The 13,784-nt window shown below is 30.5% G+C and carries 18 protein-coding genes; 6 read left to right on the top strand and 12 right to left on the bottom strand.

The window, feature by feature from the left end; genetic code table 11:
• The first annotated feature begins 55 nt into the window (after positions 1-55).
• Positions 56-1,840: an arginine--tRNA ligase gene (gene argS / locus LX78_RS10730; RefSeq protein WP_109682665.1), complete on the top strand. Its 1,785-nt coding sequence runs from the start codon at positions 56-58 to the stop codon at positions 1,838-1,840.
• Between the two features lie 30 nt (positions 1,841-1,870).
• On the opposite strand, the gene LX78_RS10725 is transcribed toward argS, so the two are convergent.
• The 11 genes from LX78_RS10725 to LX78_RS10675 form a co-directional block, all read right to left on the bottom strand.
• Positions 1,871-2,536: a hypothetical protein gene (locus LX78_RS10725; protein WP_109682664.1), complete on the bottom strand. Its 666-nt coding sequence runs from the start codon at positions 2,534-2,536 to the stop codon at positions 1,871-1,873.
• An 80-nt stretch (positions 2,537-2,616) separates the two neighbouring features.
• A complete protein-coding gene (locus tag LX78_RS10720) occupies positions 2,617-3,072 on the bottom strand; it encodes a tRNA (cytidine(34)-2'-O)-methyltransferase (RefSeq protein ID WP_109682663.1) in 456 nt (151 codons plus the stop codon).
• On the bottom strand, positions 3,062-3,286 hold the full coding sequence (locus tag LX78_RS10715; protein WP_109682662.1) for a hypothetical protein: 225 nt from the start codon (positions 3,284-3,286) through the stop codon (positions 3,062-3,064). The genes LX78_RS10720 and LX78_RS10715 overlap by 11 nt, the downstream gene beginning before the upstream one ends.
• Before the next feature lie 3 nt (positions 3,287-3,289).
• Positions 3,290-4,054, bottom strand: a complete 765-nt coding sequence (gene trpA / locus LX78_RS10710; RefSeq protein ID WP_109682661.1) for a tryptophan synthase subunit alpha — start codon at positions 4,052-4,054, stop codon at positions 3,290-3,292.
• On the bottom strand, positions 4,047-4,607 hold the full coding sequence (locus tag LX78_RS10705) for a hypothetical protein (RefSeq protein WP_109682660.1): 561 nt from the start codon (positions 4,605-4,607) through the stop codon (positions 4,047-4,049). Before LX78_RS10705 ends, trpA begins: the two co-directional genes overlap by 8 nt.
• Positions 4,608-5,789, bottom strand: coding sequence for a tryptophan synthase subunit beta (trpB, locus tag LX78_RS10700; protein ID WP_109682659.1), 1,182 nt, complete (start codon positions 5,787-5,789; stop codon positions 4,608-4,610). It lies immediately after the preceding gene.
• Between the two features lie 60 nt (positions 5,790-5,849).
• Positions 5,850-6,470 (bottom strand): phosphoribosylanthranilate isomerase, encoded by a 621-nt coding sequence (locus LX78_RS10695; RefSeq protein ID WP_109682658.1) that lies wholly within the window; start codon positions 6,468-6,470, stop codon positions 5,850-5,852.
• Positions 6,467-7,252, bottom strand: coding sequence for an indole-3-glycerol phosphate synthase TrpC (trpC, locus tag LX78_RS10690; RefSeq protein ID WP_109682657.1), 786 nt, complete (start codon positions 7,250-7,252; stop codon positions 6,467-6,469). The genes LX78_RS10695 and trpC overlap by 4 nt, the downstream gene beginning before the upstream one ends.
• Positions 7,252-8,247, bottom strand: coding sequence for an anthranilate phosphoribosyltransferase (trpD, locus tag LX78_RS10685; protein ID WP_109682656.1), 996 nt, complete (start codon positions 8,245-8,247; stop codon positions 7,252-7,254). Before trpD ends, trpC begins: the two co-directional genes overlap by 1 nt.
• Position 8,248: 1 nt before the next feature.
• Positions 8,249-8,815, bottom strand: a complete 567-nt coding sequence (locus LX78_RS10680) for an anthranilate synthase component II (RefSeq protein ID WP_109682655.1) — start codon at positions 8,813-8,815, stop codon at positions 8,249-8,251.
• A 2-nt stretch (positions 8,816-8,817) separates the two neighbouring features.
• Complete coding sequence (locus LX78_RS10675) at positions 8,818-10,221, bottom strand: anthranilate synthase component I family protein (RefSeq protein WP_109682654.1); 1,404 nt, start codon at positions 10,219-10,221, stop codon at positions 8,818-8,820.
• A gap of 404 nt (positions 10,222-10,625) precedes the next feature.
• Here LX78_RS10675 and LX78_RS10670 point away from each other — a divergent pair, with 404 nt between their 5' ends.
• Genes LX78_RS10670 through LX78_RS10655 form a run of 4 tightly spaced genes read left to right on the top strand, consistent with a single transcriptional unit; the run spans position 10,626 to position 12,549 of the window.
• On the top strand, positions 10,626-11,156 hold the full coding sequence (locus LX78_RS10670; protein WP_109682653.1) for a TlpA disulfide reductase family protein: 531 nt from the start codon (positions 10,626-10,628) through the stop codon (positions 11,154-11,156).
• Positions 11,157-11,161: 5 nt separating this feature from the next.
• Positions 11,162-11,770, top strand: coding sequence for a thioredoxin family protein (locus LX78_RS10665; RefSeq protein ID WP_109682652.1), 609 nt, complete (start codon positions 11,162-11,164; stop codon positions 11,768-11,770).
• Between the two features lie 55 nt (positions 11,771-11,825).
• Positions 11,826-12,137, top strand: coding sequence for a rhodanese-like domain-containing protein (locus tag LX78_RS10660; protein ID WP_109682651.1), 312 nt, complete (start codon positions 11,826-11,828; stop codon positions 12,135-12,137).
• Positions 12,138-12,150: 13 nt separating this feature from the next.
• Complete coding sequence (locus tag LX78_RS10655; protein WP_109682650.1) at positions 12,151-12,549, top strand: rhodanese-like domain-containing protein; 399 nt, start codon at positions 12,151-12,153, stop codon at positions 12,547-12,549.
• Here LX78_RS10655 and LX78_RS10650 read toward each other — a convergent pair.
• The gene (locus tag LX78_RS10650) at positions 12,541-13,425 is read right to left on the bottom strand and encodes a helix-turn-helix transcriptional regulator (protein WP_146192575.1); all 885 of its coding nucleotides are present in this window, start codon (positions 13,423-13,425) and stop codon (positions 12,541-12,543) included. The genes LX78_RS10655 and LX78_RS10650 overlap by 9 nt on opposite strands.
• Positions 13,426-13,529: 104 nt before the next feature.
• Here LX78_RS10650 and LX78_RS10645 point away from each other — a divergent pair, with 104 nt between their 5' ends.
• On the top strand, positions 13,530-13,775 hold the full coding sequence (locus tag LX78_RS10645; protein WP_109682648.1) for a hypothetical protein: 246 nt from the start codon (positions 13,530-13,532) through the stop codon (positions 13,773-13,775).
• Positions 13,776-13,784 lie beyond the last annotated feature (9 nt).

Here is a 13,784-nt window from a genome sequence, read left to right as displayed (position 1 = left end):
AACCCGTAAACCTTTAATAAAAGTTTTATCTTTGCAACCTTAAAAACCTAAGATTATGAGTCTTCAAGACGTCTTATCAAAACATATAATTGCAGCTATTAAAGTAAATTATAATCAAGAATTATCAACTGTCGAGTTTCAAGCAACAAGAAAAGAATTTGCAGGAGATATTACTGTGGTAATATTCCCAATGCTTAGAGTAGTAAAAGGCAATCCTGTACAAATAGGCGAAACTATAGGTCAATATTTGGTGGAACACGTTGAAGATGTTGTTGGATTTAATGTAATTAAAGGGTTTTTAAATGTAGAAATTGGTAATGAATATTACTTAAACTTTTTTAATAAAGTAGTTTCAAATAATACCTATGGTTTTGTTAATCCAACCCATGGAGATAAAGCCATTATGGTTGAATATTCTTCACCAAACACAAATAAGCCATTACATCTTGGACATGTTAGAAATAACTTGTTAGGATATAGTGTTGCCGAAATACTTAAAGCCTCAGGAAAGAAAGTTTATAAAACACAAATTATAAACGATAGAGGGATTCATATTTGTAAAAGTATGATTGCCTGGAAACTATTTGGTCAAGGAGAAACGCCAGAAACTTCAGGTTTAAAAGGAGATAAGCTAGTAGGAAACTATTATGTAAAATTCGACCAAGAATATAAAAAAGAAATTAAGAACTTGATTGCTGAAGGACAAAATGAAGATGACGCTAAAAAGAATGCGCCATTATTGCAAGCAGCTCAAGACATGCTTTTAAAATGGGAAGCAGGAGACAAAGAAACAGTAGCACTTTGGGAGAAAATGAATACTTGGGTTTATGATGGTTTCGATGTTACTTACAAAAATTTAGGAGTTGATTTCGATAAATTATATTATGAAAGTGAAACCTATTTATTAGGAAAGGAATTTGTTGCAGAAGGACTAAAAACTGGTGTTTTCTTTAAAAAAGAAGATGGTTCTGTTTGGTGTGACTTAACAGATGAAGGTTTAGACGAAAAAATTGTACTACGTAGTGATGGAACTGCTGTTTATATGACTCAGGATATTGGTACAGCTATTCAACGTGTAAAAGATTATCCAGATGTTGGAGGTATGGTATATACTGTTGGTAACGAACAGGAATATCATTTTAAAGTTCTTTTTTTAATTATAAAAAAACTAGGCTTCGAATGGGCTAAAAACTTATATCATTTAAGTTATGGGATGGTAGATTTACCTTCTGGTAAGATGAAAAGTAGAGAAGGAACTGTTGTAGATGCAGACGATTTAATAGATGAAATGGCTTCAACTGCAGGAGAAATTTCTCAAGAGTTAGGAAAACTTGATGGCTATACTGAAGAAGAAAAACAAGAACTTTATAAAGTAATTGGTCTTGGAGCTTTAAAATATTACATATTAAAAGTCGATCCTAAAAAGCGCATTCTGTTTGATCCAAAAGAATCTATAGATTTTCAAGGAAATACAGGACCTTTTATACAATATACCTATGCTAGAATTCAATCAATTTTAAGAAAGGCAAATGTTGATTCAATTGTTTTGCTTAGTACAGAAGACGTATCAATGCATGAAAAAGAAAAAGAGCTGATTAAGCAAATACAACTTTTTGAAGAAGTGATTCAAAATGCAGCAGAAAATTATAGTCCAGCATTAATAGCCAATTATACTTACGATTTGGTAAAGGAATTTAATTCTTTTTATCAAAACGTTTCTATTTTAGGTGCAGATACAGAGAACGAAAAACTTTTTAGAGTACAATTATCCAAAGTAGTTGCAAATATCATTAAAAACGCATTTGGATTATTAGGAATACAAGTGCCAGAGCGCATGTAAGATATTGAAAATTAGATTTTGTTTGATAACTTAATCATCATCCTCTTCTTCTTCAAACTCAACAATTGTAGCGTCAAATTCAGCTTCTGTAAATTCGTCTTTACTTATCCAATATTCAGATGTTGTTAGAACATACGCGTTTTCGCCTTTATGGGTTAAATCCCAGATAATACTTTCTGCTTCATCAAAATTTTCTTTTCCTGCCAATTGACTTGAGAACAATCTTTTAATAACATTATTATTAGTTAACGTTACATTTAAAGCTTTCAAAACATGTTCTTTGGTAACTTCTTTATTTGGAGTTATTTCAAATTCAACAATAGTAGCCTTAGCATTTGGAAAGGTTCCGTTGAAGGCTTTATAAAGTAATTGATTGATGTTAAAGAGCTCATGATGCAAAGAAATATCAGCATATTCTTCAGAAATTTTGTCAAGCAACATTTCATGAGAAATTTGTTCAATCTGATTTTCGTTTAAGTAGTTTGATAATTTATATTCTAGTATGATGGTAGCGGCTTCTTCTGGTTCAAAATCAGAAATTGCCATAAAAAGCAATTCAAGTAATTCTTCAGGTTTAGAACTATCAGCATCTTCAAATCCAAATTTATCAAGTAATTGAATGAAATCGGTATTTGACCAAGCATCTTTTAATTCTTCAACTGCTTTTACACTATTAATAATGACATGATATTTCATACGTTTTTAATTTAGATCAGAGAATGATTCTGATATGTAAAATATACAATATTTAAATAACAAAATGAAGTGAATACGGCTTATTTATGTAACGTTCTTAGGCCTTCATAAATAACAATTCCAACGGCATTTGCTAAATTTAAACTTCTTACATGGTCGCTATATAAGGGAATTTTAAAAAGCTTGTCTTTATGGTTATCAATTATGCTCTTTGTAAGACCTACAGATTCCTTTCCAAAAACAAGGAACATATTATCTTCAAAAGGAATATCCCAATGATTTGTTTCACCATGACTGGATAAAAATACCATGTTGGCATTTTTATTTTTTTGGAGGAATTCTTCTATGTTTTCATAATAATGAACATTTAAATGCTGCCAATAATCCAAGCCTGCTCGTTTTAAGCGTGTATCATCTATTTCGAAGCCAAAAGGTTTTACTAAATGTAAATTAGATCCAGAAGCTAGAGCTAATCTGCCAATATTTCCTGTGTTATTAGGTATTTCAGGTTCTATAAGAACAATGTTAAACGCCATTTTTCTTTGTTAATTTTAAAATAATTAATCGTAAAAGTAACACAAAAGGAAAGCCATGTAAAACAACATCAAACCAATCCATGAATTTCATTGCAACAGCTCCACCATAAAGCCATTTAAGTTTTCCTAAAATATGTGGCTCTGGAAAAAAAGGCGCTAAACCCAATGTTAAACAAAGTAAAACTACAAACTTCCAATTATTAATTATTTTCATAACCTAATCTCTAATAGATTTTACAAAACTTCTTATTTTATTTACTGCTTTATTAGTAAGATGTTTAATAAAAGCAGAACCAATGATGGCTCCTTTTGAAAACTGAGTTGCTTGTAAAAACGTTTTATTATCTGAAATTCCAAAGCCAACAATTTGTGGATTTGTAAGGTTCATATCTGCAATACGCTTAAAATATTGTGTTTGCTCATCTCCAAAACCAGAACTACTTCCTGTAACACTGGCACTACTTACCATATAAATAAATCCATTAGAAATGGAATCTATAAAGTTGATTCGTTTATCACTTGTTTGAGGTGTAATTAAAAACACATTGATTAGACCATATTTCTCGAACGTAGTTTTATATGCTTCATAATAAACATCAACAGGCAAATCAGGAATAATAAGTCCATCGACACCAATTTCTGCACATTTTTTACAGAAAGCTTCAACGCCATATTGCAATATTGGATTAAAATATCCCATGATGATTAATGGAATGTTAACAGACTTTCTAATGTCTTTTAATTGCTTGAATAAAACATCAGTAGTCATGCCGTTTTTAAGCGCTTGTGTTGAACTTGCCTGAATTGTTGGGCCATCGGCAATTGGATCACTAAATGGTAATCCAATTTCAATCATATCAACACCACTTTCTTCTAAATTTTGAATGATGGTAACTGTGTTATCAAGCTCAGGATAACCAGCTGTAAAATAAATGGATAAAAGCTTTTTGTCTTCTTGTAATTTCTGGTTTATTCTATTCATCATTTTTAATTAATTTTAAAACCTCATCTCTTTTTGCAGCTTCATTTATTTTTTTATTTAAGTCTCTAGTGGATTCAATATAAATACTCCATATTTCATCAAATCTTTTTTGCAGATTATTTGTATTTTCATTCAAATAAACATCAACATCAGTGTTATGCATTTTGTGAGCAATTTCCGTTCTAAGTGAGTTTAGATCCCTAATTTTACTTATAAGTTTACCTTTTTTTAAAAATGAAATATGATTTTCTAATGTTCTAAACACAGCCGAATAAGACTCATCATCTTTCATCTTCTTAAAATTCAATTGATTCGGAAAGATTAAAAGTTGAGTTAAAAAGTTACAGCGTATTATTAATTTCTTCATTAACGCAATTGTAGTTTGATGGAATAAAATTACTGAAGCAATTTTATTTCCAATTTCATTACTATAAGATAATTGCATAGCTGTTGCAAATAATACGTTTTCTGAATTGTTATCTTCAGAATGTTCATGAATTAAATGTCCTTCAATATTTGTTAAATACTTCTTTAATTTTTCGATATATTCCATTTATAGTTTAAAATAATTAATATAAGTGCCTAAATCTTTATCGCCACGACCAGATAAACTCAATACTACCACATCATTTGGTTTAAATTTTTTCTGTTCGAAAATTGCTAATGCATGAGAACTTTCAATAGCAGGAATAATACCTTCTAGTTTACATAGTTCTAATCCAGCTTTCATAGCTTCATCATCTGTTATAGAGATAAATTCAGCGCGACCAGTTTTGTACAAATGTGCATGCATTGGTCCAACTCCAGGATAATCTAATCCAGCAGAAATAGAATAGGGTTCTGTAATTTGTCCATCGTTGGTTTGCATTAAAAGAGTTTTACTGCCATGAATAATCCCTTCTTTTCCTAATGCAGAAGTTGCTGCACTTTCACCCGAATCAACACCTAAACCAGCAGCTTCAACAGCAATTAGTTTCACATTTGTGTCATCTAAAAAATGATAATAGGCTCCAGCAGCATTACTACCTCCACCAACACATGCAACCACATAATCAGGTTTTGTTTTTCCTTCTTGCTCCTTTAATTGCCATTGTATTTCTTCTGAAACAACAGATTGAAAACGAGCTACCATATCTGGATATGGATGAGGTCCAACCACAGATCCAATAATATAATGTGTATCTACAGGATTATTAATCCAATCTCTAATGGCTTCGTTTGTAGCATCTTTTAGAGTTCTACTTCCAGACAATGCAGGAACAACAGTTGCACCTAGCATTTTCATTCTAGCCACATTAGGAGCTTGTCTGGCAATGTCTATTTCTCCCATATAAACAATACATTCTAAACCCATTAAAGCACAAACCGTTGCAGTAGCCACACCATGTTGTCCAGCTCCAGTTTCAGCAATAATTCTTTTTTTACCTAAACGTTGCGCCATTAATATTTGTCCAATAGTGTTATTAATTTTATGTGCTCCTGTATGGTTTAGGTCTTCACGTTTTAAGTAAATATTGGTATTGTATTTTGCTGAAAGTCTTTTGGCAAAATAGAGTGGAGAAGGACGACCAACATAATTTTTTAAAAGCTGATTAAACTCTTTTTGGAATTCAGGTTCTGCCATTACTTTTAAATAATTTTGACGTAACTCTTCTACATTTGGATAGAGCATTTCTGGAATGAAAGCGCCTCCAAATTCTCCATAATAACCTTTTTCGTTGATGTTGTATAACATAATATCTTTGCATGTTATGCTGAGTTTGTCGAAGCATCTCTGTCGAGATTCATCACCAATTCAGAATAACAATTGGGTTTTTAATTCTTTTAATTTTTCTAAATCCTTTAATCCTGGTTCTATTTCAAACCGACTGTTTACATCTATGGCGAAACAATATTTTGATGCATCGCTTGCTAGAAAATGTTTTAAATTTTCAACTTGATCTAACCCAATGCCACCACTTAAAAAAAATGGTTTAGTTGATGGATACTGTTTCAAAACCGACCAATCGAATGTATAACCATTTCCTCCTGGTAATTTTCCTTTGGTATCGAATAAAAAGTAATCGCAAACTTCTTCATAAGATGTTAATACCGAAAAGTCAAATTCATTTTTTATGGAAAAGACTTTGAATACTTTGACACCTGATGATTTTAAAAGACGACATATTTCAGGCGATTCATGACCATGTAATTGGATAGCAGATAATTTGTGTTTTTCTATTTGACCAGAAATAAATTCAACCTTTTCATCAACGAACACACCAACTTTTTTAATAGATTCAGGCAATTTAGGAATGCTATCTGTAAAATTTCTTGATGATGCTTCATGAAAAATAAATCCAAGATAATCTGGTTGCAACATGGCAACATCAGTCATGTTATCTGGATACTTCATGCCACAGATTTTTAGTTTCATAATTCTAAATCTTTAATAAATTTTGCTGCACTTTTCCCAGCATCATCTGTTTTCATAAAATTCTCCCCAATTAAGAAACCTTTATATCCAAATGGTTGTAATTCTTTAATAGCATCAATACTGCTAATACCACTTTCAGATACTTTTACAAATTCATTTGGTATCATTTGGCTTAGAGTTTTACTCGTATCTAAACTAACATCGAATGTTTTTAAATTTCTATTGTTTACACCAAACATATCTAAACTTGGCATAATTGATTTATGCAATTCTTCTTCGTTATGAACCTCTAAGAGCACATCTAAATTCAGGCTTTTTGCGAATTCAGAAAACTGCTTTATTTCTTCTTTGGTTAATATTGCTGCAATTAGTAAAATAACATCTGCACCATAAGCTTTAGCTTCTAATATCTGATATTCGTCAATAATAAATTCTTTACGTAATAATGGTAGATTGCAACTTGCTCTGGCTATAAGTAAATCGTCTAAAGAGCCACCAAAATATTTTGAATCTGTAAGTACAGACATACCACAAACACCTGCATTTTCATATCCTTTTGCAACATCAAAAACATTTAAATTTTGATTGATTACAGATTTTGAAGGAGAACGACGTTTGTGTTCTGCAATAATACCTGTAGTACTATTTTTTAGCTTTGAAGCAAGCGAAATTGTAGGTTTTTCAAACAATACAGATTGCTCCAATTGTGAAACAGGAATGAGTTGTTTTCTAAGGGTTACTTCAATGCGTTTGTCTGCTACTATTTTATCTAAAATATTCATTAATTCTTGCTTAGTTTTACTAGTTTGTCAAAACTCTGTTTTGCTTTTCCAGCTAATAAAGATTCTTTTGCTAACTCAAAACAATCATCTATAGTTTTATTAGTAACCGTTGCAATTGCCATAGCTGCATTAGCACAAACAACATTATTTTGGGAGTCTGTACCTTGACCTTTTAATATGTGTGTGAATATTTTAGCTGAAGTTGCTACAGTATTCCCACCATGTATTTCGTTTTGATTTAAAGTTTCAAGGCCAAAGTCTTCAGGATTTATAATATATTCAGACGTGTTTCTAATTACTTTTGTTGGTCCAGTTAGAGATATTTCATCATAACCATCTAAAGCATGAAGAATGGTATAGTTTTTATCTGTGTTTTGATACAAATAACCATACATACGAAGTAGCTCTAAATTAAATACACCAACCATTTGATGTTTTGGAAAAGATGGATTTACCATTGGACCCAACATATTAAAAAATGTTTTAACACCTAGTTCTCTTCGTATTGGAGCCACATTTTTCATTGCAGGATGAAATAAAGGCGCATGCAACACACAAATACCAGCTTCATCTAAACTTCGTTTTAAAAAATCTTTATCTGAAGTAAATTTTACACCTAAATGTTCCATGACATTCGATGATCCACAAGCTGAAGATACGCCATAATTTCCATGTTTTGCTACATGAACTCCAGCTCCTGCAGTAACAAATGATGCTAAAGTAGAAATGTTAAATGTGTCTTTTCCATCTCCACCTGTACCACATAAATCTACTGCATTGTATGCTTCTAAATCTATATGAACGCATAATTCTAAAAGCGCATCTCTAAAACCGAATAATTCTTCAATAGTTATACTACGCATCATAAAAACAGTTAAGAAAGACGCAATTTGGCTTTGATTATAATCTCCTTTTGAAATATTTACCAAAACCTGTTTAGCTTCTTCACTAGTGATGCTTTCATGGTTAATTAATCTATTAAGTATATCTTTCATTTTAACTATTTATCCAGTTTTTTAATATTTGTTTTCCATTAGGTGTTAAAACAGATTCAGGATGATATTGCACGCCTTTGACATCATAAACTTTATGTCGTAAAGACATGACTTGACCGTTTTCATCAAAAGAAGTAGCTTCTAAAACATCTGGTAAATTGGCATCTACAACCCAAGAATGGTATCTGCCAACTTCAAATGTTTTGTCTAGATTTTTATATAATAGTTCATCATCAACACAACTAGTTACCTTAGTGGCTACACCATGAAAAACATTTTTTAAATTTATGAGAGTTCCTCCAAAAACTTCACCAATAGCTTGCTGACCTAAACAGACACCCAAAATACTTTTAGTAGCTGCATATCTAGCGATAATAGGTTTTAATAAGCCTGCTTCGTCAGGAATTCCTGGACCTGGAGATAATACTATTTTATCGAATGCCTCAACATCATCTAAATGTAATTGGTCATTTCGTTTTACAGTAACATGACAGTTTAAATCTTCTAAATAATGAACAAGATTGTATGTGAAACTGTCATAATTATCAATAACTAATACGTTTTTCATAGTTAAAGTTTTTCTGCTAATTCAATAGCTTTTGTTAATGCACCTAGTTTGTTGTAAACTTCTTGTAATTCGTGTTCTGGATTAGATTTTGAGACTAATCCTGCTCCTGCTTGCCAATGTAATTGATGGTTTTTACTTAAAAAGGTTCTAATCATTATGGCATGGTTAAAGTTGCCATCAAAGTCCATAAAACCAATAGCTCCACCATAAAAATCGCGACTTGTTTTTTCGTATTTTTCTATTAGTTGCATGGCTTTATGTTTTGGTGCTCCACTAAGTGTTCCTGCTGGAAAAGTATCTGCAACCACTTGCATGGTTGTAGTATCTTTATGTTTTTTGCAAGTTACTTTACTAACCAAATGAATAACATGTGAGAAAAATTGAACCTCACGATAGGTGTCCACTGTAACCTGACTCCCATGTCTGCTTAAATCGTTTCTGGCCAAATCTACTAGCATAACATGCTCGGCATTTTCTTTGTCGTCTATGGCTAATTTTTTAGCTAGTTCGGCATCCTGTTCGTCATTTCCTGTTCTTTTAAAGGTTCCAGCAATTGGATGAATTTCGGCCTTGCCTTTATTTACAATAAGTTGAGCTTCAGGCGAACTACCAAATATTTTAAAATCGCCATAATCAAAATAGAACAGATAAGGAGAAGGATTAATGCTTCTTAAGGCACGATACACATTAAACTCATCGCCTTTAAATTGTTGTGAGAATTTTTTTGAAAGAACTAATTGAAAGACATCTCCTCGAGCACAATGTTCTTTTGCTAACTCAACATGCTCTTTATATTCATTGTCAGTGAGATTAGAAACAGTTTCTCCTTGTGCCGAGAAATTGAAAGCTGCATAATTTTTAGACTTTATTAGTTGAAGAATATCATCGATGTTATTTTCAGTGTCAAAACAGTGTGCAAAAACATAGGCTTCATTTTTAAAATGATTGATAGCAATAATGTTTTGATACACTGCATAATAAATGTCAGGAATATTTAAATGATTGTCTTTTTTTATGATTTCAATTTCTTCAAAATAACGAACAGCATCATAAGCTGTATAGCCAAAAATCCCATTGTTTATAAACTTAAAATTTTCATCAGATTGTACTTTAAAGCGTTTTGTAAATTTATGAATGACTTGAGTTACATTGGTTTTTCCATTTATCTTCTTTTTAAAGACTGTTCCATCAGGAAAAGTTTGAATAATAACTTCATCTTTTATTTTTATAGAAGCAATTGGGTTACAGCAGATATACGAAAAACTGTTGTCGTTGGCATGATAATCACTACTTTCTAATAGAATACTATTAGGAAATTTATCTCTAATTTTCAAATAAACACTAACAGGAGTAATAGTATCTGCTAGTATCTTTTTATAATGAGTGTATAAACTGAATGTTTTCATAGATTAAATAAAAAAAGGCTTGTCGTGAATGACAAGCCTAAATATTTTGAGTTTAAAATATACAGAGGATTTACTTCACGAATTTGAGTTTCGAAAGCACCACCACCAAGTATGATTTAAATTTAATTTCATTTTGTGAGTCAAATATAGAATGATTTGTTAATTATGCAAAACTTTTAAAAAAAAACTACCATTTTAAATGGTAGTTTTACAGATTACTAGTAGTAAAAACAAAATTAGTTAGCTATTAATCGAATCTTTTTCTAGTAATCCTAAAATAATGTAATTAGTTTCAAAAAAAACATGTTATAAAAGTATAAAAAATCAATTAATAATAGATAAATATGTGTAATTATTTGTTAAAGATTGTTTTAAAACAATAAGTATTATATAAATTTAGTGTTATGAAATACGTATTAGGTACTCTTTTTGTTTGTGTTTTGTTGTTTAATTGTGATAAAACTAAAAATGAAAATGAATTAACAAAAGTTGAACAAAACGATATTCAAGAAAAAGTTGAATTAGAAGTTTTGGATTTCAATATGTTAGAGCCTTATTTAACGAAGGAAGATAACCAAGTATATGTTATAAATTTTTGGGCAACTTGGTGTGCACCTTGTGTAAAAGAATTACCAGTTTTTGAAAAACTGCATAGCAATTATAAGGAAAAGAAAGTAAAGGTAATTTTAGTAAGTTTAGATTTTCCGAAGCAATATGAAAGTAAATTAATTCCATTTATAAAAAGTAATAACCTGCAATCTCAAATCTTAGTATTGAATGATACAGACTCTAATACATGGATACCAAAAGTAAGTGAAGAGTGGTCTGGAGCTATACCATCTACACTTATTTATACTAAAGAGAATAGGAAGTTTTATGAAAAATCATTTAATTACAGCGAATTAGAAACAGAAGTTCAACAATTTTTAAAATAAAAACTATGAAATTATTAAAAGTAGGAATGATATTAATTGCTATAATAGCATTTTCGGCATTTACAAGTATAGAAAATACAGGCTATAAAGTTGGCGATATAGCTACAGATTTTACTTTAGAAAATGTAGATGGAAAAATGGTGTCTTTAGCTAATTATCCGGAAGCAAAAGGATTTATAGTTGTGTTTACGTGTAATACCTGTCCATTTTCAGTAGCTTATGAAGATAGAATTATTGCATTAAATAATAAATACGCATCTCAAGGCTATCCAGTAATTGCCATTATGCCAAATAGTCCAACTGCTAGTCCTGGAGATAGTATGGAAGCAATGAAAGCAAGAGCAAAAGCAAAGGGGTTTACATTTCCTTACTTAATAGATAAAGGCCAAAAAGTTTATCCAGAGTATGGAGCTTCAAAAACACCACACGTATATGTGTTACAAAAAGTTAAGAAAGGAAACCAAGTAAAATATATTGGTGCTATAGATGATAATTACCAACATCCAGATTCTGTAAATCAGAAATATGTTGAAAATGCTGTAGATGCTTTATTAGAAGGTAAATCAATTAAAGAAACGCATACAAGAGCTATAGGTTGTACAATAAAAGTTTAAATTATTCATTTAGAAATTTTAATTTTGTACTGAAAATTTTAAAAGAAACATTTTAATGGCAGATTTAACTCAAGAGCAATGGCTGGAACAATTAACAAAAGACACAGATGCGTGTGTGTTGGATGTTAGAACCGAAGATGAAGTAGAAGAAGGTTTAATACCAAATGCAATACATATTGATATTTACCTTGGTCAAGAATTTTTAGATAAGATTGAAGCGCTAGATAAAAGCAAGAATTACTATGTTTATTGTCGTTCTGGAGGTAGAAGCGCACAAGCTTGTGCTATTATGAATCAACTTGGTTATACCAATACCTTTAATCTCTTAGGTGGTTTTAGCGAATGGCAAGGAGACGTTAACTATTAAATATTATAGTAATATGAAACATAAAATATTAGTCTTTAGTTTGCTATTATTAGTAACTTTTCTTGGTTGTAAAAAAACAGAAAGCGATAATATAAAAATTGTAACAGCCGAAGAAATGCAAACTATTTTATTAACAGAAAATGTACAATTTATTGATGTGAGAACACCTGAAGAATATGCCGAAGGTTATATTGAAGGAGCTCAAAATATTGATTTTTATTCTGATACTTTTGATGAAGATATTTTACGCCTAGATAAAACTAAGCCTGTTGTTTTATATTGCAAATCTGGAGGAAGGAGTGCATCTTGTGCAAAAAAACTAATAGAAGCTGGTTTTGTTAAAGTATACGATTTAGAAGGAGGCATTACCCAATGGATGCATAATGGTTTGGGTGTGGAAATTTTAAATTAAATGTTTATCTAGAAACTTTTTAAAAATCACATAATTACTCTCATATAACCTTGGAGGAGCTAAACTTTTAATTTCTTTTTGCAACTCTTTATCTTCCCAAACAATATAAACTCCCATTAGTGCATTTATATGGTAACTATCGTTTCTTGAAGCATAAGAAGCATAGATATAGTCTCTATTAATTTTTTTTAGAAAATTGATTACACAAGCAGCTAAATAAAAGAAGTTTTCATTACAATCACTGCTCATATTATATGAATAGAAAACTGGATTTTTTTGTTTTTTGTAATCGATTAAATCGTTTACAGTAATATCATTTTCTGTTAAGGTTCTTTTTCTAATTTTATTGTAAAATCTTTTCGAAATTGGTAAAAACACTATATGTCCTGAATAATAACCAGACGTATCAAAAATAATTTGGTTTAATTCTGGAAGCAAGTCTGTGGCTCTTAAAATAACTTCTTTAGAGATAGGCTTAACAACATGATGTTGAGTTTTTGAATATCTAATTATTTCGTTAATATCTGAATCATATTTAATAATTCGCATTCTATTTGTTTCTGCATGTAAATCTATAATCCAATTTGGATCAGGCAATTCTTTAGAAATATTGCTTAATGAGTATTTCCTTACATTAAAATTGTAGTACGTAGGTATGGATACAGGCGCATTTAAATTTCTAATTACTTGATATGGTATAAAAGTAATATCTACCATTTCCTCTTCTTTATCAGACTTTAATAAAGTTTCATTTTTTTCCCATCTAATAATAGTTCTAATATCTACATCAAATTTTGCAGCTAATTCTGCTTGAGACATATTATTGAAATTCCTAAAATCTATTAGTAAAGCACCTATAGAGGTATATTTTTTCATGTTTTGCAATATGGTTGGTTGTAAGTAAAAATAGGAATTTTTTTTTAAGGACATACAACGTCATACAATACCTCGAAGGCAGAATCTACTTTTGCATTGTGAAAATGAATAATCAGGAGCATAAGAGCCCTCAAATTGAAGCAATTGAATCAGGAAATGGCTCGGTTACTTCTATTAATCAAAAAAAAATAGCTCAAATAGTAATTAGTAAGACAATAGAAGATTGCGATAATAGTATTGAAACTATAGATGCCGTTATGGAATGCCTGCATGAGTTAAATAATTTATTGCTTAGAAATTCTATCTGGAAGAGACGATATATGGAGCAAAATAAGAATATTAAAATATAAAGTATTTAT

The organism is Xanthomarina spongicola (assembly GCF_003148645.1).
Classification (GTDB): domain Bacteria; phylum Bacteroidota; class Bacteroidia; order Flavobacteriales; family Flavobacteriaceae; genus Xanthomarina; species Xanthomarina spongicola.
The sequence above is the reverse complement of the archived record's forward strand: the minus strand, read 5'-3'. Positions and strand labels throughout refer to the sequence as shown.

Coding starts and splice junctions, on each gene's coding strand:
- argS (WP_109682665.1), top strand. CDS start 56: ATGAGTCTTCAAGACGTCTTATCAAAACATATAATTGCAGCTATTAAA.
- LX78_RS10725 (WP_109682664.1), bottom strand. CDS start 2,536: ATGAAATATCATGTCATTATTAATAGTGTAAAAGCAGTTGAAGAATTA.
- LX78_RS10720 (WP_109682663.1), bottom strand. CDS start 3,072: ATGGCGTTTAACATTGTTCTTATAGAACCTGAAATACCTAATAACACA.
- LX78_RS10715 (WP_109682662.1), bottom strand. CDS start 3,286: ATGAAAATAATTAATAATTGGAAGTTTGTAGTTTTACTTTGTTTAACA.
- trpA (WP_109682661.1), bottom strand. CDS start 4,054: ATGAATAGAATAAACCAGAAATTACAAGAAGACAAAAAGCTTTTATCC.
- LX78_RS10705 (WP_109682660.1), bottom strand. CDS start 4,607: ATGGAATATATCGAAAAATTAAAGAAGTATTTAACAAATATTGAAGGA.
- trpB (WP_109682659.1), bottom strand. CDS start 5,789: ATGTTATACAACATCAACGAAAAAGGTTATTATGGAGAATTTGGAGGC.
- LX78_RS10695 (WP_109682658.1), bottom strand. CDS start 6,470: ATGAAACTAAAAATCTGTGGCATGAAGTATCCAGATAACATGACTGAT.
- trpC (WP_109682657.1), bottom strand. CDS start 7,252: ATGAATATTTTAGATAAAATAGTAGCAGACAAACGCATTGAAGTAACC.
- trpD (WP_109682656.1), bottom strand. CDS start 8,247: ATGAAAGATATACTTAATAGATTAATTAACCATGAAAGCATCACTAGT.
- LX78_RS10680 (WP_109682655.1), bottom strand. CDS start 8,815: ATGAAAAACGTATTAGTTATTGATAATTATGACAGTTTCACATACAAT.
- LX78_RS10675 (WP_109682654.1), bottom strand. CDS start 10,221: ATGAAAACATTCAGTTTATACACTCATTATAAAAAGATACTAGCAGAT.
- LX78_RS10670 (WP_109682653.1), top strand. CDS start 10,626: ATGAAATACGTATTAGGTACTCTTTTTGTTTGTGTTTTGTTGTTTAAT.
- LX78_RS10665 (WP_109682652.1), top strand. CDS start 11,162: ATGAAATTATTAAAAGTAGGAATGATATTAATTGCTATAATAGCATTT.
- LX78_RS10660 (WP_109682651.1), top strand. CDS start 11,826: ATGGCAGATTTAACTCAAGAGCAATGGCTGGAACAATTAACAAAAGAC.
- LX78_RS10655 (WP_109682650.1), top strand. CDS start 12,151: ATGAAACATAAAATATTAGTCTTTAGTTTGCTATTATTAGTAACTTTT.
- LX78_RS10650 (WP_146192575.1), bottom strand. CDS start 13,425: ATGAAAAAATATACCTCTATAGGTGCTTTACTAATAGATTTTAGGAAT.
- LX78_RS10645 (WP_109682648.1), top strand. CDS start 13,530: ATGAATAATCAGGAGCATAAGAGCCCTCAAATTGAAGCAATTGAATCA.